Origin of the sequence: Brevibacterium sp. CBA3109, assembly GCF_040256645.1 — a bacterium.
Taxonomy (GTDB): Bacteria; Actinomycetota; Actinomycetes; order Actinomycetales; family Brevibacteriaceae; genus Brevibacterium; species Brevibacterium koreense.
Map to the genome: position 1 here is coordinate 697,316 of NZ_CP158281.1, position 22,318 is coordinate 719,633.

General features: G+C 63.2%; 19 protein-coding genes and 1 tRNA gene. 14 read left to right on the forward strand and 6 right to left on the reverse strand.

Going from position 1 to position 22,318, the window contains the following annotated elements; genetic code table 11:
- Nucleotides 1-48: 48 nt before the first annotated feature.
- Together AAFP32_RS03130 and AAFP32_RS03135 are read left to right on the forward strand one after the other, a co-directional pair.
- Nucleotides 49-465: a hypothetical protein gene (locus tag AAFP32_RS03130; RefSeq protein ID WP_350270608.1), complete on the forward strand. Its 417-nt coding sequence runs from the start codon at nucleotides 49-51 to the stop codon at nucleotides 463-465.
- Nucleotides 462-1,562 (forward strand): hypothetical protein, encoded by a 1,101-nt coding sequence (locus AAFP32_RS03135; RefSeq protein ID WP_350270609.1) that lies wholly within the window; start codon nucleotides 462-464, stop codon nucleotides 1,560-1,562. The genes AAFP32_RS03130 and AAFP32_RS03135 overlap by 4 nt, the downstream gene beginning before the upstream one ends.
- Nucleotides 1,563-1,713: 151 nt before the next feature.
- Here AAFP32_RS03135 and AAFP32_RS03140 read toward each other — a convergent pair whose 3' ends face one another.
- Both AAFP32_RS03140 and AAFP32_RS03145 read right to left on the reverse strand, forming a co-directional pair.
- Nucleotides 1,714-3,687 carry an FAD-binding monooxygenase gene (locus AAFP32_RS03140; protein ID WP_350270610.1) on the reverse strand — a complete coding sequence of 658 codons (1,974 nt, stop codon included), beginning with the start codon at nucleotides 3,685-3,687 and terminating at the stop codon, nucleotides 1,714-1,716.
- 363 nt (nucleotides 3,688-4,050) lie between these two features.
- A complete protein-coding gene (locus tag AAFP32_RS03145) occupies nucleotides 4,051-4,308 on the reverse strand; it encodes a hypothetical protein (RefSeq protein WP_350270611.1) in 258 nt (85 codons plus the stop codon).
- A 43-nt stretch (nucleotides 4,309-4,351) separates the two neighbouring features.
- Here AAFP32_RS03145 and AAFP32_RS03150 point away from each other — a divergent pair, with 43 nt between their 5' ends.
- The 6 genes from AAFP32_RS03150 to AAFP32_RS03175 are packed head-to-tail and all read left to right on the forward strand — an operon-like array spanning nucleotide 4,352 to nucleotide 10,764.
- Nucleotides 4,352-5,833, forward strand: a complete 1,482-nt coding sequence (locus tag AAFP32_RS03150; RefSeq protein ID WP_350270612.1) for a fumarylacetoacetate hydrolase family protein — start codon at nucleotides 4,352-4,354, stop codon at nucleotides 5,831-5,833.
- On the forward strand, nucleotides 5,830-6,567 hold the full coding sequence (locus AAFP32_RS03155) for a GntR family transcriptional regulator (protein ID WP_350270613.1): 738 nt from the start codon (nucleotides 5,830-5,832) through the stop codon (nucleotides 6,565-6,567). The genes AAFP32_RS03150 and AAFP32_RS03155 overlap by 4 nt, the downstream gene beginning before the upstream one ends.
- Nucleotides 6,564-8,069: a 5-carboxymethyl-2-hydroxymuconate semialdehyde dehydrogenase gene (gene hpaE, locus AAFP32_RS03160; RefSeq protein ID WP_101619319.1), complete on the forward strand. Its 1,506-nt coding sequence runs from the start codon at nucleotides 6,564-6,566 to the stop codon at nucleotides 8,067-8,069. The genes AAFP32_RS03155 and hpaE overlap by 4 nt, the downstream gene beginning before the upstream one ends.
- 11 nt (nucleotides 8,070-8,080) lie before the next feature.
- On the forward strand, nucleotides 8,081-9,193 hold the full coding sequence (gene hpaD, locus AAFP32_RS03165; protein WP_350270614.1) for a 3,4-dihydroxyphenylacetate 2,3-dioxygenase: 1,113 nt from the start codon (nucleotides 8,081-8,083) through the stop codon (nucleotides 9,191-9,193).
- Between the two features lie 12 nt (nucleotides 9,194-9,205).
- Entirely contained in the window at nucleotides 9,206-9,991 is a 786-nt protein-coding gene (locus AAFP32_RS03170; protein WP_350270615.1) for a fumarylacetoacetate hydrolase family protein, read from the forward strand.
- A complete protein-coding gene (locus tag AAFP32_RS03175) occupies nucleotides 9,976-10,764 on the forward strand; it encodes an HpcH/HpaI aldolase family protein (protein ID WP_350270616.1) in 789 nt (262 codons plus the stop codon). Before AAFP32_RS03170 ends, AAFP32_RS03175 begins: the two co-directional genes overlap by 16 nt.
- A gap of 72 nt (nucleotides 10,765-10,836) precedes the next feature.
- On the opposite strand, the gene AAFP32_RS03180 is transcribed toward AAFP32_RS03175, so the two are convergent.
- Nucleotides 10,837-12,804, reverse strand: coding sequence for an LPXTG cell wall anchor domain-containing protein (locus AAFP32_RS03180; RefSeq protein WP_350270617.1), 1,968 nt, complete (start codon nucleotides 12,802-12,804; stop codon nucleotides 10,837-10,839).
- 564 nt (nucleotides 12,805-13,368) lie between these two features.
- Between AAFP32_RS03180 and AAFP32_RS03185 the strand changes: the two genes are divergently transcribed.
- Nucleotides 13,369-14,865, forward strand: a complete 1,497-nt coding sequence (locus AAFP32_RS03185; protein ID WP_350270618.1) for a PrsW family intramembrane metalloprotease — start codon at nucleotides 13,369-13,371, stop codon at nucleotides 14,863-14,865.
- Nucleotides 14,866-14,870: 5 nt separating this feature from the next.
- Nucleotides 14,871-16,061, forward strand: a complete 1,191-nt coding sequence (locus tag AAFP32_RS03190) for a MarP family serine protease (RefSeq protein WP_350270619.1) — start codon at nucleotides 14,871-14,873, stop codon at nucleotides 16,059-16,061.
- 94 nt (nucleotides 16,062-16,155) lie between these two features.
- Here AAFP32_RS03190 and AAFP32_RS03195 read toward each other — a convergent pair whose 3' ends face one another.
- The 3 genes from AAFP32_RS03195 to upp form a co-directional block, all read right to left on the reverse strand.
- Entirely contained in the window at nucleotides 16,156-17,097 is a 942-nt protein-coding gene (locus tag AAFP32_RS03195) for an endonuclease/exonuclease/phosphatase family protein (RefSeq protein WP_101619326.1), read from the reverse strand.
- Between the two features lie 99 nt (nucleotides 17,098-17,196).
- A complete protein-coding gene (locus AAFP32_RS03200; RefSeq protein ID WP_101642133.1) occupies nucleotides 17,197-18,024 on the reverse strand; it encodes a winged helix-turn-helix transcriptional regulator in 828 nt (275 codons plus the stop codon).
- Between the two features lie 288 nt (nucleotides 18,025-18,312).
- Nucleotides 18,313-18,951, reverse strand: coding sequence for a uracil phosphoribosyltransferase (gene upp / locus AAFP32_RS03205; protein WP_101642135.1), 639 nt, complete (start codon nucleotides 18,949-18,951; stop codon nucleotides 18,313-18,315).
- 78 nt (nucleotides 18,952-19,029) lie between these two features.
- Between upp and AAFP32_RS03210 the strand changes: the two genes are divergently transcribed.
- The 4 genes from AAFP32_RS03210 to AAFP32_RS03225 all read left to right on the forward strand — a co-directional run bounded on the left by AAFP32_RS03210 (nucleotide 19,030) and on the right by AAFP32_RS03225 (nucleotide 22,196).
- Complete coding sequence (locus AAFP32_RS03210; RefSeq protein ID WP_350270620.1) at nucleotides 19,030-19,584, forward strand: tRNA adenosine deaminase-associated protein; 555 nt, start codon at nucleotides 19,030-19,032, stop codon at nucleotides 19,582-19,584.
- A 59-nt stretch (nucleotides 19,585-19,643) separates the two neighbouring features.
- The gene (locus tag AAFP32_RS03215) at nucleotides 19,644-20,090 is read left to right on the forward strand and encodes a nucleoside deaminase (RefSeq protein WP_350270621.1); all 447 of its coding nucleotides are present in this window, start codon (nucleotides 19,644-19,646) and stop codon (nucleotides 20,088-20,090) included.
- An 89-nt stretch (nucleotides 20,091-20,179) separates the two neighbouring features.
- Nucleotides 20,180-20,267, forward strand: a tRNA-Ser gene (locus tag AAFP32_RS03220).
- A 453-nt stretch (nucleotides 20,268-20,720) separates the two neighbouring features.
- Nucleotides 20,721-22,196, forward strand: coding sequence for an NCS2 family permease (locus AAFP32_RS03225; RefSeq protein ID WP_350270622.1), 1,476 nt, complete (start codon nucleotides 20,721-20,723; stop codon nucleotides 22,194-22,196).
- The last annotated feature ends 122 nt before the right edge of the window (nucleotides 22,197-22,318 follow it).

Genomic DNA, 22,318 nt, shown 5'->3' on the forward strand with positions numbered 1-22,318 from the left:
AACAAATCCGACACTGCTGCCACCACGTCAGACTGCATGATTCTGAGCATGAACGCCGACGAGAACGATGCTCACTTGCCTGATAACGGCGGCAACGCAGATGCCACCGCTGAGGATTCGCCGCCACGGCCAAGGACGCGACAAGGACGGGCACTGCTGCGAACCGCGCGTCTCCTGCCGTGGTTGTTCGGGCGCTCGCAATGGTGGTCATCCGCAGCCAGCCTGATCGGCGTCGTCATTCTTCTGGGCCTCGTAGCCGTTGCCATCGATCCACCCTTCCTGATGTGGGACGGGCAGACCGACGACGGAATGCCGACAGGTGGCATGGAGGTCGCACTCCCGGACTTCGGTTTCGTGCTGTGGGGCATCGGGGGTTTGGCCCTCATCGCGGCCGGCATCTGTGGGTGGATCGACGGACAGCGACACAAGCACAGGGCGCAGGCATGGGGAGGAGCAGCGCTGTGACCAAGGGCAACGGCGTGGGGAGAGATGGCGTGATGCGAGGTGGCGAGAGACTGCGGGGCACTGCCCGAACTCTTCCCCTGCTCGCGTTGGCCGCTTGGGTCGTGATGATCTGGGTGCCGGTCCTCGACAGCGCGAACAACAGCTTGCACTTCGGCGACTCCGTGCGGATCGTCGTCACGTCGCTCGGTCGTCTTCCTGACAGGGCAATCGAGGCCGACTTCGAGTTCGTCATCATCTGGAGCTGCCTGCTGGCTTGCGCGATCTCGGTGTGGCTCTGCAACGGGCTGAAGTTCTGGTCGTGGTCCGCCTCCGGGCTCGGAGTCGTTGTGCTGATCTTCCTGACCAGCGAGATCATCGATCCACCGACAATCATGTGGGACGGTCAAGACAGCAGCGGACAGTGGATCGGCGGCATGGAGGTCGCCTCTCCCGCACCGGGTGCCGTGCTCTGGACGATCGGTGGGATCGCCCTGATTGCTGCTGGCATCTGTGGCCTGATCGGAGAACGTCGTCGCTCCGGGAAGAACGACGGCCCGCGAATCACTCGGTGGTTCTCGACCGAGCCAGGACGCGACGGTCAGATCCGAGTTCGTCGGCACCGCTTGGCAGCCGAACACATCGCGCGGCTGCTGCCTCTCGTGGGCGTGAGCGCCTGGGTGGTGATGATCTGGGTGCCCATCTTCTCCAACCAGGCCTCGGCGGAGCACAGCGTCACCATGACTTCCCTGGGCAGACCGCCATTCAGCTTCAGCGACATCGGCCTCGACGTTATTCTTCCGTGGGCGGCGGTGCTCTTATGCGCAGCGATTGCGTGGCTCGTTGAGCCACCGCTCTGGTGGTCAATGATCGTCATACTGATCGGCCTTGCTCTGTTCATTCTGTTGGAAGTGAACATGATCGATCCGCCGACAGCCCGACTCCTGATCACCGATTCCTCGGGGGAACGCAGGGGAGCCACACTCATCGGTCACCCCGATGCGGGGGTGAGCTATTGGGTTCTGGGAAGCGGAGCCCTTGTGCTCGCCGGAATGGCCGGAATCGCCGGCTTCATCGGTGACAGGCGGGGCCGCTCATTCGATTTCCCCCAAACGCGGTGACTCCAACCCGCACAGCAATGCCTGCAGACACAGCAATACCTGCAGGCACAGGGATGCCCTCAGCCCGGAATGACGCTTCAGGCTGAGGGCACTCGCCTCACAGGCCAGGGTTCTCCTCAGCTCATCCTGGAGCAGGAATCATCATCGACCGTCACTGTTCGGCAACGAACACTCCTGCGAAGAATTCGCCGATCTCATCGTGAGCGTCCAGAGGAAAGATGCCCGAGACATACTGATCGGGGCGAACCACGACCACAGCACCCTCACGACTGATGCCGCGCTCATCGTAGATGTCCTCCTCAGGCATGGCCGCGAAGATCTTCTCCACGTATTCGAGGTCGAACTCGCCCACATGCGGGCGGAAGGCCGTTGGAACATCGGGGAATGAGAACTCGGTATGGTCCTGTTGGTAGACAACGCTGAGTTCGATGAGCGCATCGAGGTCAGCGCCCTCACGGCGGAACCTGACCAGAGGCGAAGCCGGGTCGAATTCGAGCCAGTCAGCCAACTGCGTGACCTTGGACTTCGACGAAACTGCTGCGCCGTCATCGGCCCAGCCGCCCGTACCGGCTGCACCATCTCCGAGCATCGGAGCAGGTGCATCCGCGAAGACGTAGACACGCCAGCGGCCGTCAGCCCTGGCCTCATGGCCCAGGTGGATGAAGTTGGCGTCACAGCTGCGCTGCACCTGAGCCGATTTGAACCTCTTGCCGACAGGGAACCCGCTGGCCAGTTCCTGGTGTTTGGGGGACGCAGTGATCATTGATTGCGTGTACTCGGTCATGAACCCGGCGGGGAACTCGGCAGTCTTGACGTAGAAGTCCTGCAGATAGGTCTCTTCCGGCAGATCCTCCTGCGGGGTCGCCATCAGGGTCGACCATTCCTTGTCGAAGTCGATGAGATTCTTCGCAGTCACCTGGCGTTCTGCGGAATAGGTTCGCAGCAGCTCTTGTGAGGACCGTCCGGAGATCACCTGACCGAGCTTCCATGAGATGTTGAACCCGTCCTGCATCGACACGTTCATGCCCTGGCCGGCCTTCGCCGAGTGAGTGTGGCAGGCATCGCCGGTGATGAACACGCGCGGGCACGGTGAGCCGACCGCAGTCTCATCGGTGTCGTCGAAGGCGTCCGTGAGGCGGTGACCGACTTCGTAGACGCTGTGCCAGGCGACTTCTTTCACATCGAGGCTGTAGGGACTGATGATGGCGTTCGCGTTGGCGATGATTTCGTCGATGCTTGTCTGCCGCACCTTGCGTGCATCGTCGTCGGAGACTTCGCCCAGGTCGACGTACATGCGGAACAGATGCCCGCCCTCGCGGGGGATGAGGAGGACGTTGCCGTGCTTCGAGGAGATCGCGCACTTGGTCCGGATGTCCGGGAAGTCCGAATTTGCGAGCACGTCCATCACGCCCCAAGCATGGTTGGCTTGGTCGCCGGTCATCGTGCGTCCGATGGATTTACGGACGCCGGAGCGGGCACCGTCGCAGCCGATGACGTAGCCGGCGCGGATGGTGCGTTCTTCACCTGCACGCTCCCCGACTGTGCGCCGGAGGGTGACCGTGACCGGATGACTGGAATCGACTGCCGCGCAGTCGCCAGTGTCGTCACCATCAATCGTGAGGTCGACGAATTCGAAGCCGTAGTCGGGAGAGATGCGGGCGGGAGACTGCTTAGCGAACTGCGCAAAGTAGTCGAGCACTCGCGCCTGGTTGACGATGAGGTGCGGGAATTCGCTGATTCCCGTCTCATCGTCCTTCGGCCGTCCGGTGCGGATGATGTGCTCGGGATTCTCCGGGTCCGGATTCCAGAAGGCCATCTCGGTGATGTGGTAGCCCTCGCGCATGATCTCCTCGGCGAACCCGAACGCCTGGAAGGTCTCGACCGAGCGTGCCTGAATGCCATCGGCCTGCCCGATGACCAGGCGGGAGTCGCGCTTCTCGATGATCCGGGTACTGACCTCCGGGTACTGAGAGAGCTGTGCCGCCGCGATCATGCCGGCCGGTCCGCTGCCGACGATGAGGACATCAACCTCATCGGGCAGGTCGGCTGGGCGATCGATTCCATAACCTGCTGCAGCTTCGATCCGCGGATCTGCGGACACATAGCCGTGCTGGTGAAAGTGCATGTCAACCTCCGGTTCATCACACGTCTTCGTGACTTTCCAATGCTAGCAGTTCATATACGATCATGTGATGTCCAGATCATCATTGAAGAATGCTTATGATCTGGTTCACAGATTGCTACTCCTCATGACCGGTGCCCAGCGGGGTGCCCGAGCGGCCCTGCGGTGCCAGTCTGGCGACCGGAGGGATCGCCGTCATGATGGCGGGATAGGTGGGCGCAGAGGCGGTCGGGTCCGCGGGTCTTGGGCAGACTGTCCGAGGGGTGGTCGCCTGCTCCCTGTGCGCCGCGGTCTCGTGGGAGGCGGGCGGTTCGTTGACGCCCCGCTGGATCCGATGACCGACGACGCTGGGTGCGATCGGCGTTATCAGTACGAGGGCTCTCGGTAGATATGGCGTGGGCGACGGATACGGTGGCCCAACCTGTCTCCATAGTGTCCGGCCGGGAATGTGCCCAGCGGGCGGAACGGGAAGCTGATGCCGGCGGTGGCCAAGGCGAGCATGGTCGACAGCGTCGAAATCAGCAGGCTGGAGAAGGGTTCGTCGAAGATCGTCCCGGAAGCGCGGCCGCCGCCGCCGCCCTCGCTGAAGTGACGCAGACCACTTGTCCTCCAGAACTGCATCATATACGATCTTGGTGAAAGCCAATCGAAATGAGGTGCGAGATCGATGTCGACTCCAGCTGGTGTCCCAGTCAGACCAGGCAAAATCGTTGCCGTCCACGTGGCGTACGAATCACGCTCGGCCCAGCGCGGAAAACGGCCCTCCCAGCCGTCCTATTTCCTGAAGGCCACAAGTTCCCTGGCTGCTTCGGGTGACACGATCGAGCGTCCTGCGGGGACCTCGCTGCTCGCCTTCGAAGGTGAGATCGCCGTCGTCATCGGCACAACGGCCCGATCCGTCAGCCCCGCAGAAGCCTGGGCTTTTGTTGAGGGAGTGACCGCGTCCAACGACTTCGGTCTCTATGACATCAAGACTGCCGACAAAGGTTCCAATCTGCGCTCGAAGAGCCGTGACGGTTACACCCCATTGGGTCCGAGCATCATTCCCGCCTCCGAGGCGGATCCGCAGTCCCTGCGCATCCGCACCTGGGTCAACGGCGAGGTCAAGCAGGACGACGGCACGAGCGCCGCGCAGCTGATCTTCCCCCTGACCCAGATCGTCGCCGATCTCAGCCAGCACATGACGCTGGAACCCGGTGACGTGATCCTCACCGGCACTCCCGCAGGGTCGACGGTCGTCGCGCCCGGGGACATGGTCGAGGTCGAGGTCACGGCCACCTCGGCGAGCACCGGATCAGAACTCAGCTCGGGTCGCCTCGTCACGAACGTCGTCGAGGGCCCTGGCGACTTCGACCCGAACCTCGGCAGCATGCCCGCCGTCGACGAAGCACTGCAAGTCGACGCCTGGGGATCACGGGAAGCCGCTGGTCTGGCACCGGAGGAAACTCTCACCGGTGTGCTGAGCCAGGAGCTGCGCGCCAAGCTCGCCGAGGCACCGACGGCTGGTCTCTCCGCACAGCTGCGTGCACGCGGACTCAACAACGTGGTCATCGAAGGAGTCTGTGCTCTGGTGCCCGGCACGAAGATCGTGGGCACTGCGAAGACGCTGCGCTTCGTGCCCAACCGCGAGGATCTGTTCAAATCTCACGGCGGCGGATACAACGCCCAGAAGCGGGCCTTCGACTCCCTGCAGTCCGGTGAGGTTGTCGTCATCGAAGCACGCGGCGAGTCCGGCTCGGGAACCCTCGGCGACGTGTTGGCGCTGCGGGCCAAAGCCCAGGGCGCGACCGGCGTCATCACCGACGGGGGAGTCCGCGACTCTGCTGAGGTTGCCGGGATCCTACCCGTGTTCTCGACGTCGAAGAACCCCGCCGTGCTTGGCCGCAAACACGTGCCATGGGAATCTGACGTGGCCGTGGCCTGCGGAAACGCCACCGTGCTGCCCGGCGACGTGATCGTCGGAGACGACGACGGCGTCATCGTCATCCCACGCGATCTCGTCGAGGAGGTCGTCGACGCGGCACTGGCGAAGGAGATCGAGGACGGCTGGGTGGCCGAACAGGTCGCCGCCGGCAACCCGATCGAGTCTCTGTTTCCCCCGAAGGGCGAATGGAAAGACAAGTTCGACGCCTGGAAAGCCTCACGATGACAACCGCTGACACCGTCGACGCGCATACCCAGCCGAGCTCGTTGAGCAAGGCGGAGACGGCCTACCGCTGGATCCGAAGATGCATCGCGGATCAGACCTTTGAGCCCGGGCACAAGCTGGTGCTGGCTCAGATCGCTCTCGAACTCGATACCTCCGTTGTTCCGGTCAGGGAAGCCATCCGCCGCCTCGAGGCCGACGGGCTCGTCACCTTCGAACGCAATGTCGGGGCCCGCGTGGCCATGGTCGACCAGAGCTCCTACGCGCAGTCGATGGAGGCCGTGGCGGTCCTCGAGGGAGCCGCGACCGCGCAGGCTCTCGAATTCCTGGGCGAGCATGATCTCGCCGAGGCGGATGCGATCAATGAGCGCATGCGCGACCTTCTCGCTGATTTCGACCCCACCGAATTCACCCGCCTCAACCACGAATTCCACGCGACACTGTTCCGACGCTGCCCGAACGAGCGACTGCATTCCTTGGTCGCCGTCGAATGGGATCGTCTGGCGCACCTGCGCAACTCCACCTTCTCCTTCGTGCCCGAGCGGGCGCAGGGGTCAGTCGACGAGCACGCCAGGATCCTTGCACTCATCCGGGCCCGCGCCTCGGCGGAGGAGATTGAGCGAGTCGTGAGAAATCACCGCTCGGCGACCCTCGCCAGCTATCAGGAAGCCCAAGCCAAAACCACCGAGACCCGTGTAACTACAGGAATCATCGACAGAGAAGAGGGCAAGTCATGACGAAGTCCACTGCAACTCCAGCGAACCTGCCGGAGAAGATCCGTCACTACATCAACGGTGAATTCGTCGATTCGATCGACGGCGAAGAATTCGACGTCATCAATCCGGTGACCAACGAGCCCTACATCAAGGCTGCATCAGGCAAGAAGGCCGACATCGACGCCGCCGTCGCCTCAGCGAAGCAGGCCTTTGACGAAGGCCCTTGGCCCTCGATGCTCCCACGTGAGCGTGCCCGCGTGCTCAACAAGATCGCCGACATCGCCGAGACCCGCAGTCAGGAACTGGCAGAGATGGAGTCCTTCGACTCCGGCCTGCCGATCACCCAAGCGAAGGGCCAGGCCAACCGGGCCGCGGAGAACTTCCGCTTCTTCGCTGATCTCATCGTCGCGCAGGTTGACGACGCGTTCAAGGTTCCCGGCCGTCAGGCCAACTACGTCAACCGCAAGCCGATCGGCGTCGCCGGGCTCATCACTCCGTGGAACACGCCCTTCATGCTCGAGTCCTGGAAGCTGGCTCCGGCAATCGCGACCGGCAACGCCGTCGTGCTCAAACCTGCCGAATTCACTCCGCTGTCGGCATCGCTGTGGCCAGGCATCTTCGAAGAGGCCGGACTGCCCACAGGCGTCTTCAACATGGTCAACGGCTTCGGCGAAGAGGGCTTTGCCGGAGACTCCCTCGTCAAGCACCCGGACGTCCCGCTCATCTCGTTCACCGGTGAGTCGAGCACGGGTCAGACGATCTTCGCCAATGCCGCTCCCTGGCTCAAGGGCCTGTCCATGGAACTCGGCGGAAAGTCACCGGCCGTCGTCTTCGCCGATGCTGACCTCGACGCGGCGATCAATGCCACTGTCTTCGGCGTATTCTCCCTCAACGGCGAACGCTGCACCGCCGGTTCGCGCATCCTCGTCGAAGAGTCGGTCTATGACGAGTTCGTTCAGCGCTACGCTGCTCAGGCCAAGCGGGTGAAGGTGGGTCTGCCCTCGGATCCCAGCACCGAGGTGGGAGCACTGGTCCACCCCGAGCACTACGAGAAGGTCATGTCCTACGTCGAAATCGGCAAGCAGGAAGCTCGCCTCGTCGCCGGCGGCGGCCGCCCCGAAGGCTTCGAGACCGGCAACTTCGTCGAGCCGACCGTCTTCGCCGATGTCACCCCGGACGCACGGATCTTCCAGGAGGAGATCTTCGGTCCCGTCGTCGCAATCACTCCCTTCAAATCCGATGAGGAGGCGCTGCAGCTGGCCAATAACACCAAGTACGGTTTGGCCGCCTACATCTGGACCTCCGACCTCAAGCGGGCGCACAACTTCTCGCAGGCCGTCGAATCCGGAATGGTCTGGCTGAACTCGAACAACGTCCGCGACCTGCGCACCCCCTTCGGCGGAGTCAAGGCCTCGGGCCTGGGACACGAGGGCGGATACCGGTCGATTGATTTCTACACGGAACAGCAGTCCGTGCACATCAACCTCGGCGAGGTCCACAATCCAGTCTTCGGGAAGCAGTGAGAGGAAAACACATGTCCCAGACAATCCCTGTCCCATCAGTTCCGGCCCCGGATATCATCCGCTGTGCCTACATGGAGATCGTCGTCACCGATCTGAAGAAGTCCCGCGACTTCTACGTCGGCGTCCTCGACCTGCAGGTCACCGAGGAAGACGAGACCACCGTCTACCTGCGGTCAATGGAAGAGTTCATCCACCACAACCTCGTGCTGCGACAGGGACCGGTGGCCGCAGTCTCCGCATTCTCCTACCGCGTGCGCAGCCCCGAAGAGGTCGACGCCGCCGAAGCGTACTTTCGTGAGCTCGGCTGCCGAGTCGAGCGGAAGAAGAACGGATTCGTCCGCGGCATCGGTGACTCGGTGCGCGTGCAGGATCCGCTCGGTTTCCCCTACGAGTTCTTCTACGACGTCGAGCACGTCGAGCGCCTGGCCTGGCGCTACGACCTCTACTCCCCAGGGGCGCTTGTGCGTCTCGACCACTTCAACCAGGTCACTCCGGACGTTCCGAAGGCCGTGGACTACATGGAGAACTTGGGCTTCAAGGTCACCGAGGACATCCAGGACGCCGAAGGCACCGTCTACGCCTCCTGGATGCGCCGGAAGTCCACCGTGCATGACACGGCGATGACCGGCGGCGACGGTCCGCGCATGCACCACGTCGCTTTCGCCACGCACGAGAAGCACAACATCCTCGCCATCTGCGACAAGCTCGGGGCATTGCGCCTGTCCGACACGATCGAACGCGGACCGGGCAGGCACGGCGTCTCGAACGCCTTCTACCTCTATCTGCGCGACCCCGATGGCCACCGCATCGAGATCTACACGCAGGACTACTACACGGGTGACCCCGATAACCCGCGCGTGACCTGGGACGTCCACGACAATCAGCGCCGCGACTGGTGGGGCAACCCGGTCGTGCCGTCCTGGTACACGGACGCCTCCACGGTCCTCGACCTCGACGGCAATCCGGTGTCGTTGACTCAGCGCACCGACGACTCCGAGATGGACGTGACGATCGGCGCCGACGGGTTCTCCTACACTCGGCGTGAGGACGCGACGACCGACGTCGACGAGCATTCCGGTGCCGGCGACGGAGAAGACGAGTTCAAACTGGGCCACCAGCTCTGAGGGGACGCGCACATGCTCGATGAAACAACGATCGCCGCAATCGCCGACGATCTGGCGCAAGCGGAGAAGAACCGGACGAAGATCGGTCTGCTGACAACCAAATATCCCGATATGACCGTCGAGGACTCCTACGCCGTGCAGAACGAATGGCGTCGCCGAGGTGAGGCCTCCGGGCGGAGACTGATCGGTCATAAGATCGGCCTGACCTCGAAGCCGATGCAGCAGGCGACGGGTATCCGTGAACCCGACTACGGGGCGATCTTCGCCGATCAGGTCTACGACACAGGTTCGGTCATCGACCACTCGCAGTACTCGGGCGTGCGTGTCGAGGTCGAACTCGCGTTCGTGCTCAAGGACGAACTGCGCGGACCAGACATCAGTCTCATCGACGTGCTGCGGGCCACCGAATACGTGGTGCCGGCACTCGAGGTGCTGTCGTCGCGGATCGAGATGGAAGGCCGCACCATCGTCGACACGATCTCCGATAATGCCGCGCTGGGGGCCATGGTCCTCGGCGGTCGTCCGGTGGCCGTCGACGCGGTTGATCTGCGCCGGGTCGGGGCACTGCTGTACCGCAATGAGTCGGTCGAGGACTCCGGCCTCGCCGCAGCCGTCCTCGACCATCCAGCCCGCGGCATCGTGTGGCTGGCGAACAAACTGGCCGAACACGGCGATGTCCTTCGAGCTGGGGAGACCGTCCTGGCAGGGTCCTTTACCCGCCCCATGTGGGTCAGCCCGGGCGACACCGTCCACGCCGACTACGGAGATCTGGGAGTCATCACATGCCGTTTCGAGTAGAACTGCCACCGACGCTGACCCAGCGCATGGCTGAGCTGGGCGAGGGGGAGCATCTGGCCGGAATGTGGGTCTGCTCCGGTTCGCCTGTGGCCGCGGAGATCGCCGCATCCTCGGGGATGCAGTGGGTGCTCATCGACGCCGAGCATTCGCCGATCGGCCTCGAAACCACGACCGGTCTGCTGCGCGCCATGAACGGATACCCGGCGACCCCCGTCGTGCGTGTGCCCGTGAATGACCAGATGCTCATCAAGCAGTTCCTCGACCTCGGCGCGCAGAACCTGCTCGTGCCGATGATCGATACCCCGGCCGACGCCGAGGCGGCCGTGCGTTCCGTGCACTACCCGCCTCGCGGTGTGCGCGGGGTGGGATCGGCACTGGCTCGGACCTCCCGTTGGAATGCGGTGCCGAACTACCTCGGCCGTGCCGAGGAACTCGTGTCCCTGACCGTGCAGATCGAATCCGCGACGGCGGTCGACAATGCCGCCGAGATCGCTGCCGTCGATGGGATCGATGCAGTGTTCGTCGGGCCCTCTGACCTTGCTGCTTCGATGGGATTGCTCGGTCAACAGGCCCACCCTGATATCACTGATGCGGTGCTGCGCACATTCGATGCGGTCAAGGCCGCCGGCAAACCAGTCGGTGTCAATGCTTTCGATCCCGAACAGGCGCGGAAGTACCTCGACGCCGGTGCGTCATTCGTCCTCGTCGGGGCCGATGTCGGTCTGATGATGAACGGCGCCCGCGCCTGGGCCGAGACCTGGGTGCGCGACTGATCGGCTGAGAGCAGCTGAGCAGCGTGGCGGTGGCCCGGAGGATGTGTGTCCTCCGGGCCACCGCCTTACTCCTTACTCTTTGATTCGGCGTCTGCCGGTGATGAGCAGGGCCGTGGCTCCGAGCCCGATGAGGAAGATTCCGGCGCCGATGAGCATTCCGTTGCCCGTGGTGCCCGTCCTCGGCAGCTGTGCCGGTGGGGCGGGTGCTGCAGGTTCGTCTGCGACCGGTTCCGAGACCGGCTCGGCCGGCGGGGCAGGTGGCTCCGGTGCCTCCGGCGGGGCAGGCGGCGCAGTAGGTTCTTCAGGTGGTGTCGAGGGCTCCTCGGGCGGGGTTGGTTCCGGCGGTGCTGGGGGAGCAGTGGGCTCCTCCGGTGGCGGCGTCGGCGTCTCCTCAGGTGGCCGGTACACGGTTTCAGCGGGGATGCCCCAATCGCTCGTCCATTTCTGGTGCTCGTCGTTGTCCTGGATCGTGGTCACATAGGTCACCCACCCGACGGGCATGTCGATGGCCTCTGAACTCACCGTTGCGGTGCCCTCCTGGTCCCCGACCACGGTGATGTCCTGGGAATGGAGCTTCGTCCCGCTGACTTCCTTCGACTGCTCTGGCTCGGTGTCCGAATGATATGCCGTCATCGTGATCACTGCTTCTCCTCCCGGGCGCAGTCCGCTGACCGTGACCTCATCGTGGACGGCGTTGACCTTGAGAACCGCCTTCGTCTCGGCGCTCGGGGTCCAGGGAACGAAGCCTGTTTCCCGCGGCTGACCGTGGACGCCCTTCCATTCCTTCGTGGACTTGTCACCGGCGATGGTCTCGGTGAAGTACATCCATCCGTGGAAGTCCTGGGGAACAGTGATCGCATCGGATCGGTGTGTGCCGTTGCCGACGTCCTTCGACGTCACCTGTGCGATCACCTCGGCGTCGTCGTTCTTCTTCCCGGGTTCGGGCACCGATTCCGTCTGCCACAGTTCGTGCTCGACGGTGACCGTGTGGTCGCCGACCAGGCCGGAGACGGTGAACGTGTCGGTGATCGAATCGCCTGGCTGCGGGCTCTGGTCGGAGATCTCGGTGGAGACACGAGGCTGTGAGGACATGTCGACCTTTGCCTGAGCGGAGACCTCGACAGGTTCGTCGGGGGTGATGACCCGTTGGACCCGTTTGGTCTTCTGAGGTTCGTAGAGCAGGCCAGATTCTGGCGCGAGGTGTGCCGATGCCTTAGCCGTGACCGTGCCGGGAGCGTTGAGCTTGAGGGTGGTGACGACGGGTTTAGCCTTGCTGGTCAGGAATTTCGGTGCGTCCTCGGTTCCGCTGACGTCGAGCGTGAGAGGAATTCCCGGCACGGCGTTGCCTGAGGCGCTGGTCAAGGACACGGAAAGCGTGACCGTGCCCGTCATGGGGAGCTGGACCCGCTTGTCACCGCCCGTGCCGTCGTCGATTCGTGTGACATCACCATCCTTGGGTCCCTGCTTGCCATATGGCTCGAGCACCGGCATGTCTACGACTGGGGTCAGGCTGACATCGAGGGTATAGGGACCCGCGAACTTCTTGGCTTCGGTGCTGATCTTTGAGAACTGCTTCGCGGCACCCGTGAACTTCTTTCCCAGGTCGCCGGGCTCTTGCGGGGGAACCTTGTGATCATGCGTGATCGCCTCATCCAGACGTGCCAGCGCGCTCAAGGCTGCCTGCACATCGGCAGATGTGGACCCGGAGTACTCGTGCAGCGCCCACGCGGTCTGCGCGGTGGTGATCTTCTGCGCTTCTGAGCTCGTGAAGTATTTGGGTAGGGGCGACTGTTTGCCGGCATCGATGCAGTATGCCTGCGAGTTATCGAAGGTTCGGTAGGCGCCATACCAGGTCTTGCCCTGCGGTGCGTGATGCCAGATGCCCGGACCATAGGCGTCGCTGGCCTTGAGCATCGGCACTTCGCCAAGCGAAGGGGGCGGTCCTTGGGCCATGGCCGGTCCGAGTCCGATGAGAGAGGCCAGGGCCAGGACCAGTAGGAGGAGAGCGGAGCGGAGAGCGAAGCGTCTGCGAGTATTCATATTCCGATTCCACGATGAACGTGCCGAGCCTGACCAGTGCGGAAAACCTGCCTGTGAATTCACCCGGCATCATCCACAGGAAAACAAACACGAGTCGATGTCGACAGCAGTGGGGGTGTGGACAGGCGAGGGTGCCCGCGGGTAGGCATCGTTGCAGGTCACAGTGTTGCTGTCGAGATTCGACGGGCAGCCCACTATTTCATCGCTGCTGTCCCTCGCCGAGGTGGTCGGCGGGAACGGTGATTCGTCCACATGGGAGCGAACGTGAGTGGGTCACCGAATGTCAGCAACTGTTGCGGTATGGCCACACCGTTCTGGGCCTGGCGTCAGCAATGGACCGTAAACTTGTCAAGGCGGTGAACTCCAGACGAAGAAGGACGATATATGTCGCATCAGGCGGGCCCCGGAAACGGCCCCGACTCGCAGCAGAACGCGCATCCGGGCGACCCCGTGCCCCAGCGCGCGCATCCTCCTCGGGGCACCGACCCCCGGAACCCCAATGTGCCGCCTCAGCAAGGAATGCCTCCACACGGTCAGGCCCAGATGCCGCCACAAGGGCCACCGATGCAACAGCCCCAGCCGCAGCAGCCGGTCCCGCCGCCGCAGCGTCCGAACAACGACCGGTTTCGTCCTCGCCCGTCGCAGCCCGGTCCCGGTTCGCAGGGGCCTGGCCCGCAGCAGCCCCCTCGTCAGATCCCTCAGCCGGGGATGAGCCCGGCGTCACAGGGTCAGGGCAATCCCCGTTTCGGCGCCCCGATGGGCCAGCCACCGATGCAGAGCCAGCCGCCGATGCAGCGACGCGTCTACGAACAGGCTCGGTTCGCACCGACCGTGACCCAGGAGATGCGGGTCCGTGCCCGCGTGCAGGCACCTCAGCAGGTGGTCTCGGAGACCCCGTGGACCGGGGCTGTGCGCCAGTCCCAGCCCGAGGAAGAGCCCGGGTCGACCGCAAACATTGTGCGCTTGGTGATCGCCATCCTCGCAGTGGTCGGCCTCTTCGTCGGACTGTTGCTTCTTGCTCTTCTCGGAGGACTGAGCTTTGGTCTGAGGCTCTTCGCGCTGGTTGCGTTGTCAGCGGTGCCACTGATTGCGATCGTCGCCTACGTGCTCTGGCTCGACCGATGGAAACCACAGCCGAAGATCATCCTCGGACTCTGTCTCCTCTGGGGTGCCGTCGCCGCCGTCATCCTCACCCTCTTCGTCTCCCTCGTCAGCCAGGTCGCGCTCTATTTCGCCGGTGTCGGGGCAATGCCCGATGCCGTCGGCGCCGTGATCCAGGCCCCGATCGTCGAGGAGACGACGAAGACCGTGCTGCTGGTTGTCATAGCCCTCGCCGCTCGCCGGCACTTCGAAGGTCCCCTCGACGGACTCGTCTATGGTGCCCTCATCGGTGCCGGCTTCGCTTTCACTGAAAATGTGCTCTACCTCGGCGGAGCGTGGGAGCAAGGCGATGGCATGGATCTGCTGTGGACCTTCATTCTCCGCTGCCTGTTCTCCCCGCTGCTGCACACGGTGTTCTGTACCTGTGCCGGCGTGACCATCGGCCTTGCTGCCCGAAAGTGGCAATGGTGGGCGATCATCCTGATGTGGCTGCCTGGCCTCCTCGTCGGCATGATTCTGCACGCCATTTGGAACGGAACGATGACCGGGCTGGGCCAGATCAACGAAGTTGTGTCGATCATCGGACTCATCGTCCTCAGCTTCATCTTCACCACACTTTGGGTGGTGCTCGGGATTGTCCTGCGCCGCAGTGAACGCCTACACACGCAGAATATGCTCGGCGACTACGCGAACACGGGATGGCTCACTTACTCCGAAGTCGACATGCTCGCTACGTGGAAGGGACGCAAGTTCGGCAAACGCTGGGCCGATTCGTTCCCCGGCGGCAAGGAGGAGATGCGCACCATGATCCGTACCTCCGGAGATCTCTCGACGACGCGCATGCGGCTCCTGGCCGGAGTCGGAGGGCAGAAGGAACGTGACATAGAGAGCTTCCAGCTGAAGAAGTTCTCTTCCGCCCGCGATCGCCTTCTCGCCGCATCGAATAGCGTGGTGCGCTGACTTCTATGATGATCGTAGACGTCGTCATCATCATCTTGGGGATCGCTGCGCTCTTCTCCGGGTTCCGCCAGGGAATCATCATCGGTCTCGGCACCGCAGTCGGCTTCGTTGTCGGCTGGATCGTGGGCCGGCTGCTCTCACCCCTGGTCGAAAGCCTGAGCGAAGGCACCCAGGCAATGGAGAATCCCGGTGTTGTCATTCTCCTGGCGTCGATGCCGCTCGTCCTCAGCGTTCTGTTCGCCTTCGCCGGCAACGGGATCGGCGCATGGATCAAACGATCCATGGACTCTCAGCTTGGGCAGGGCATCGACTCGATCGGCGGCACGGTCACCGCTGGTGTTGTCTTCGTCCTTGTCATCTGGCTGGCGGCGGGTTTCATTCGGACCACATCGTGGGTCGAACCGAACCGGTGGGTCGCGGACTCATCGGTGATAGCGGCCGTCGACCGGACGATCCCATACTCCTCGCAGATCGCGCTGGGCGACATCTCCCAAGGTCTTAAGGCCACAGGGTTCCCGCAAGTGTTCGCTGGCCAGACAGAGCAGATACGCGGCGTCGGGGAACCCGACTCCGCGATGGTCGATGTCGGTCGTGGCGTCGAGGAATCCGTCGTCAAGATCACGACCACTGCCACTACCTGTCCGACAGGGTCCGAGGGGTCGGGGTTCGTCTACAGCGACGGACTCATCGCCACCAACGCCCACGTCGTTGCAGGCTCAACGGACCTCGCCGTCCAAGTCGGCGGTAAGGGTAAGCCTTTCTCCGCCGAGGTGGTGGAATTCGATTCTGAGGCCGACGTGGCCGTCTTGCGGGTTCCCGAGCTTGATGCGCCCGCTCTCGACTTCGGTAATGGGCTGGGGCCGGGCGACGACTCAGTGGTCGCCGGCTTCCCCCAGAACGGGCCTTATACGATCTCTCCTTCGCGAGTGCGCGAGAAGATCAACGCGCGGGGCCTCGACATCTACGATTCGAGTTCAGTGGTGCGCGAGGTGTATTCGATCCGCGGAATCGTCCGCGAAGGAAACTCGGGTGGTCCGCTGCTCGACGCGAACGGTGATGTGGTGGGGATGGTCTTCGCCAGGTCTGCCACCGATGAGGAGACAGGGTATGCCCTCACACGTGCGGAGATCAGCGACGAACTGCAGGCGGGAACGCAGAACCGGGCTCCGCAGCCGACAGGGCAGTGCACCGGCTGAGACAGTGCACCGGTTGAGACAGTGCACCGGTTGAGACAGTGCACCGGTTGAGACAGTGCACCGGCTGACAACTATCTCAGGTCAAGACTGACGACTATTTCAGGTCAAGGCCGGCGAGGACGGCGCGATGGTCACTCGAGCCGCGGTCGAGCACCTCGTCGGAGGTGGCGTCGAACCCGCGATACAGTACGTGGTCGAGTCGGGTGACAGGGAAGCGAGCGGGCCAGGTGAAGCCGAATCCGCCGCCGGTTTCGACCCGCGTATCCTCCAGCGGGGGAGACAGGGTCGAGAAGTTGGTGTCCGTCGTTGCGGTGTTGAAGTCACCGGCGACGATGACGTGCTCGGCTGCATCGGTTTCGACTTCTGTGGCCAATCTGCGGATCGCAGCATTGCGCATGGCTTCATGACCGGGGCGCACCGAAGGCATGTGCACGGAGTAGAACCTGATGTCGCCGTGGTCTGTGGAGACGGTTGTGGCGAAGGCGCGCGGCCACTGCAGCCCCAGGTCCACCTCTTCGGGTGCAGACATCGGCCATTTCGACCACACACCGATCGTGTCGACGACCTGCGAATGTTCGAACGAGGAATCGAGTTCCTTGTGGATGATCTTGCCCGACAGGGACTCCAGTTCCTGAATCGTGACGATGTCCGGGTCGGCGGACACGAGGCTCTTCGCCGCCGCTGTGGGCTCGGGCAGCCTGGCTCCCACGTTGTGCGTAGCCACAGTGAGGTCCGGTTCGCCGGTGTCGTTCGCCGGAATCACAGCGGAACCGAACATCGAGGCCCAGACAACTGTCGGAACCAGAATGCCGATTGCTGACAGCACCGAGAAGCGGATGAGGAACATGAGCAGGACGAGGGCCAGGACGATTCCCGTCCACGGCAGGATGCTCTCGACGAGCAGTGCAACGCCCATTCTGGTAGGCAGCAGGTGGTGGAGCAGGAGGAATGCCGCATAGGCCACGCCGAAGATCAGCGCAGTGATCCCCTTGGCTGGGCTACGCGATTTTCTGGGTTGAGAATATTCCTGGTTCATCGATTAAGAAGCTTAACCGCTGAGCCTGTCCTCATGCTGGGTGAGTCATGCGACGTGCCTCACTTGAGACCAGGTTGAGCTGGTGGCGCTGGGCGAGGGTCATCTGTGGGCGGTGGCCGACCACACCGTGACATCGGGGTGAGTGTCATAGCGATAGCCGGTGCCTCTCATTGTCCGAATCACCGTAGAGTACTCTCCCAAACGCCTGCGCAGCCGCCGGATATGCACGTCAACAGTCCTCTCATCAGGGACTTCGCCACCTGACCAGACGGCAGTGATGAGATCTTCACGAGGCAGAGTGGAATCGGCATGAGAGACGAGAGTTGCCAGGAGGTCGAATTCCTTGGTGGTGACATCGATGAGGTCGCCGTCGATGCGGACCTCGCGGCGGGGGATGTCGATGCGCAGTCGCTCAGCGGTTCGGTTCTGGAAGTTCCCATTGAATCGGGATCCGAAGCCGCCTGTGGGGGCGGCTTCGCCGATGCCCTGCTCGGACTCACGGCGCAGGGGCGGCGGGTGGATGCGGCTGGGGATGCGCGAGCGGACCGGGCCGTGTGTTCCAGCCGGGGTCCCGGTGGCGGCCGGGGAGCCGTTGGCCACGGCACGGACGGCATCGATGTCGTTGCCGCGACCTTCTGGTGCCAAAGCGATGACCGCCTGGGTCTCTGCCTGGGAGGCCAGTTCCTTCGCGTAGGCCTGCAGCTCGCCGGCGATCGCGGAGAGGTTAGTCCCATCGGCGGCGGCCTTAGACTCATCAAGGCCGATGTAGACGATGATTCCGCGCGCTGCCTTCGGTGAGGGCACGACGCCGGCGGGGCCGAAGGTGTGGGGCGGGTTCTGTGGGTCTACAGCACTCAACCGGGCTCCTGCGCGACGGATGGCAGCTGCGCTGCGTGGATGTGCGTACGCTGGTTCTGAATTCGACATTGCTGTCCTTTGCTTCGACCTGGAAGGCCGTTGTGACTGAATGAGTCCGCTGCGGAGTCTGCGTGTACTCGTTCGAGGCCGGACAGCGGGGAGACGGTCACCGACAACGAACGCAGAGCATACACATGCCTGCGGGGCACATTCGCGTCAAGTGCGTCGTAGAAGTCATGGCTTCATTATTTGTCACAAAATTCGCCGGTGGCAAAGGAAAGCCCGAAAATGAGACGAGTGTGACGAAATATGACATTCTTTCGCCACGCCCTTCGGACCGGTTCGGCGGTGTTCAGCTCAGTCGACGATTCCGTACATCCGGTCACCAGCGTCGCCGAGCCCAGGAACGATGTAGCCCTTCTCGTTGAGTTTCTCGTCCAGCGCAGCCGTGTAGATCTCGACATTCGCGGACTGTGCGTAATCCCTCTCAATCCGCTCGACGCCCTCCGGGGCGCTGACGAGGCAGACCGCTGTGACGTCTCTGGCGCCTCGGGCGAGGAGGAAGTCGATGGCCATGGCTAAGGTCCCACCCGTGGCCAGCATCGGATCGACGACGAAGACCTGTCGGCCGCTGAGGTCATCGGGCAGGCGATCGGCGTAGGCGCTGGGCTCAAATGTCTCCTCGTCGCGGACCATCCCCAGGAAGCCCACCTCGGCGGTGGGGAGTATGCGCAGCATCCCATCGAGCATGCCCAGGCCCGCGCGCAGAATCGGGACGACGACCGGGCGCGGCTCGGCCAAGCGGGTGCCGGTGAACGTCGTCACTGGAGTCGTGATTTCCTTGTCCTCGACCGCGACCGAGCGGGTGGCCTCGTAGGCGAGGAGCATGACGAGTTCCTCGGTGAGCTGACGGAACCGAGCGGAATCGGTGCTCTGGTCACGCAGGACGCTGAGTTTATGGGCGATGAGCGGGTGATCGGCTACATGAAGGCGCATAGGAGAAATGGTACGGAACTTTTCATCTTCGCGCGTGGAGCTGTGGTGAAAGGTCGGCCGAAGCGTCACAATGGGAGCATGTCCTACTTCACTGAGATCCTTGCCGAAACCAGCGATGGTTTTCGTGCGCTCGATGTCGATGTTCGGGATGCGTCAGATCTCGACAGCCTCGTCGAGATGATGCAGGCCGCCGGGTCGGAAGACGGCGAATCGGTCGCGGTCATCGAGCACGAGGACGAATGGTTCGGCCTCGTGCGAGTCTGCGAAAACAACGAGATCAGAGTCTTCCTGTCTGACCTGCGTGGCGTTGAGCTCAGTCCCTTCGCAGATATCTTCGCCGATTTCCTCGATTCGCAGCCCGACGCCTATGAGACCGAGCCGGAAGAGGAGTTCGGTCTCGACGACGAGGCGGCAGCCCAGACCGATGACGACGCCGAGGAGGAAGAGGTCGCGATGCTCGAGTTCGACGCCGACGCCGAATGGGGCGGCGATGCCGAGATCTATGCCGACCGCGGAGTCCTGCCCGCCGAACTCATCGAACAGGTGGAGAAGTACCGATCTGACCCTGCCCGCGTCGTCGCCCACGTCGGTGAGACCGTCGGGTTCGCCGACCAGCTCCAGGCCGCCCGCTGAGCTCACCGGAGGAGAGCGCGGAACTCGGGTTCGGTGGCCACCCGCACTTCCAGGATTGGATGGGCCTCGCCCTCGCCGAGGCGGCCCTGGCCCGCGAGCATGACGACGTTCCCGTCGGAGCTGTGGTCCTGAGCGTCGATGGTTCGGTGATCGGGCGTGGTCACAACCGACGCGAAGTCGATCAGGATCCGCTCGGCCATGCCGAACTCATGGCACTGCGCAATGCCGCCGAGGCAACCGGACGGTGGCGCCTCGATGGGGCCACCCTTGTCGTCACGCTCGAACCCTGTGCGATGTGTGCAGGTGCACTCGTCGGATCTCGGATTGCACGAGTCGTCTATGGAGCATTCGATGAGAAAGCCGGTGCGGCAGGGTCTGTCTGGGACCTGCTGCGAGATCGCGCCGCGCTGCACCACCCGGAGGTCTATTCCGGAGTGGCAGCGACGAAGTGCCGGGGCCTGCTCAGCGAATTCTTCGCCGCGAAACGGGGGAATCCCACTGGCTGAGCGACGCCGAGGACGTGAGACAGGGCAGTGGCTCAGGTCACGTCCGCTCGATTTGGACGTCGCCTGGGGCTGACTGTAATGTTGTCCGCGGTGGCGTGTCCGAGCGGCCGAAGGTGCAACACTCGAAATGTTGTGTAGGGTAACCCCCTACCGTGGGTTCAAATCCCACCGCCACCGCGTTTTGCCTGAGCCGCGACATCGTTGGAAGACGATGTCGCGGCTCAGGTTTTTTGTGTGCGGAGATGACTGGGTGGTCACTTCACCTTGCCTGCAGTCACCTCGGCGAACCATGTGGAGGGAAGCCCTCCGTGTCCGTCCGTGGACTCGCACCCCTGGGCTCTGCGACTCCTTACCCCGATGACGGCAATGAGTGCGATGTTTGAGATGATTGCGTGTGGTCGAGGCGGACGAGCTGACATGGTCAATCCCTGCTGCCAGATTGTGACCGTTGACACATTGTACGAAACAGACTTAACTTATCAAGCGGAACGGAAGTGTCTTTCCATGATGCGAAAGTAAGCTTCTGTTGTGGAAGCGGTGTCCGTTTCTCTGCGCAGGTTCAAAGTGCGTAGTCGCCAACGATGATGTTGCCGACTGATCAGATCAAACAACTTGAGGTGGTCCATGAAAATGGCTGACAACGACCAACGGCGGGATGCGAAAACCGCCACCGAGCGCAGCGGGAGCCCCAGCCTCCTCGACAGATTCTTCGAGATCACATCACGCGGTTCCTCGATCAAGCAGGAGATCCGCGGCGGCATCGTGGCCTTCTTTGCGATGGCTTATATCGTCGTCCTCAACCCGCTCATCCTGGGCGGATCCCAGGATGTCACGGGCGGGTCGCTCGACTTCGCCCAGCTGACTGCCGTCACCGGCCTCGTCGCCGGCGTCATCACGATCCTCTTCGGCGTCGTCGCGAGGCTCCCATTCGCCCTCGCCGCGGGACTGGGCATGAACAGCTTCCTGGCCGTCTCCGTGGTCCAGGAAGTCACCTGGGCCGAAGCCATGGGGCTCGTGATCATCAACGGTGTCATCATCGTCGTCCTCGGAGCCACCGGCATCCGAACCGCGATCTTCAACGCCGTGCCCCACGCGCTGAAGGTCGCGATCACTGTCGGCATCGGCCTGTTCATCGCGTTCATCGGCTTCGTCAACTCCGGCTTCGTCACCCGCACCCCGGCCGGACCTCCCGTCCAGCTGGGACAGAACGGGTCGATTGCATCGCTGCCGACGCTCGTGTTCGTCTTCGCCCTGATCCTCATCGGCATCCTCGTCGCACGTCAGGTTCCAGGCGGAATCCTCATCGGCATCATCGTGGCCACGATCCTCGCAATGGTCATCCAGGCCTTCGCGAAGCTGGGAACCGTGGGCGACCCGGTCAACCCGGACCCGGTGGGCTGGAACCTCGCCGCACCCGAGATCCCCGGGCAGGTCGTGGCGCTGCCGGACTTCTCACTCATCGGCGCCTTCGACCTGTTCGGATCCTTTGAGCGCATCGGCGTCCTGGCTGCCACGATGCTGGTCTTCACTCTGGTGTTCACGAACTTCTTCGACGCCATGGGCACAATGACCGGCCTCGCTCGCAGCGCCGGCCTGCAGACGAAGGACGGAATGTTCCCCCGCATCCGCGGTGCATTCATCGTCGAAGGCATCGGCGCAGTTGCCGGTGGTGGAGCCTCCGCCTCGTCGAACACCGTGTTCGTCGACGCCGCGGCAGGCATCGCCGAAGGCGCACGAACCGGACTCGCCGCCTGCGTCACCGGCGGACTGTTCCTGCTGTCGATGTTCTTCGCGCCGCTCATCGGCGTCATCCCGATGGAAGCCGGAGCCGCCGCGCTCGTCATCGTCGGTGCCATGATGGTCACGCAGATCCGCGAGATCGACATGAGTGACTTCCGCACCTCGCTGCCGGTGTTCCTGACCATGGTCACGATGCCGCTGACCTACTCGATCGCCAATGGAATCGGCGTCGGATTCATCTCCTGGGCCCTCATCCACGCGATGAGCAAGCGCGGCCGGGACGTCCACTGGCTCCTCTGGGTCGTGTCCGCAGGATTCGTCCTGTACTTCGTTCGCGGCCCGATTTCAGCTATCTTAGGTGGATGAGTGAAATGATTGGACATCTTGCTTGGGGAAAGGGCCAGATCGCACACGGCGACTGAAGCCTGAGTCGGTCGCTGCACTGACGGGTCACCCAGCCAACCGGTCACCGGCGTCAACTCGACTCC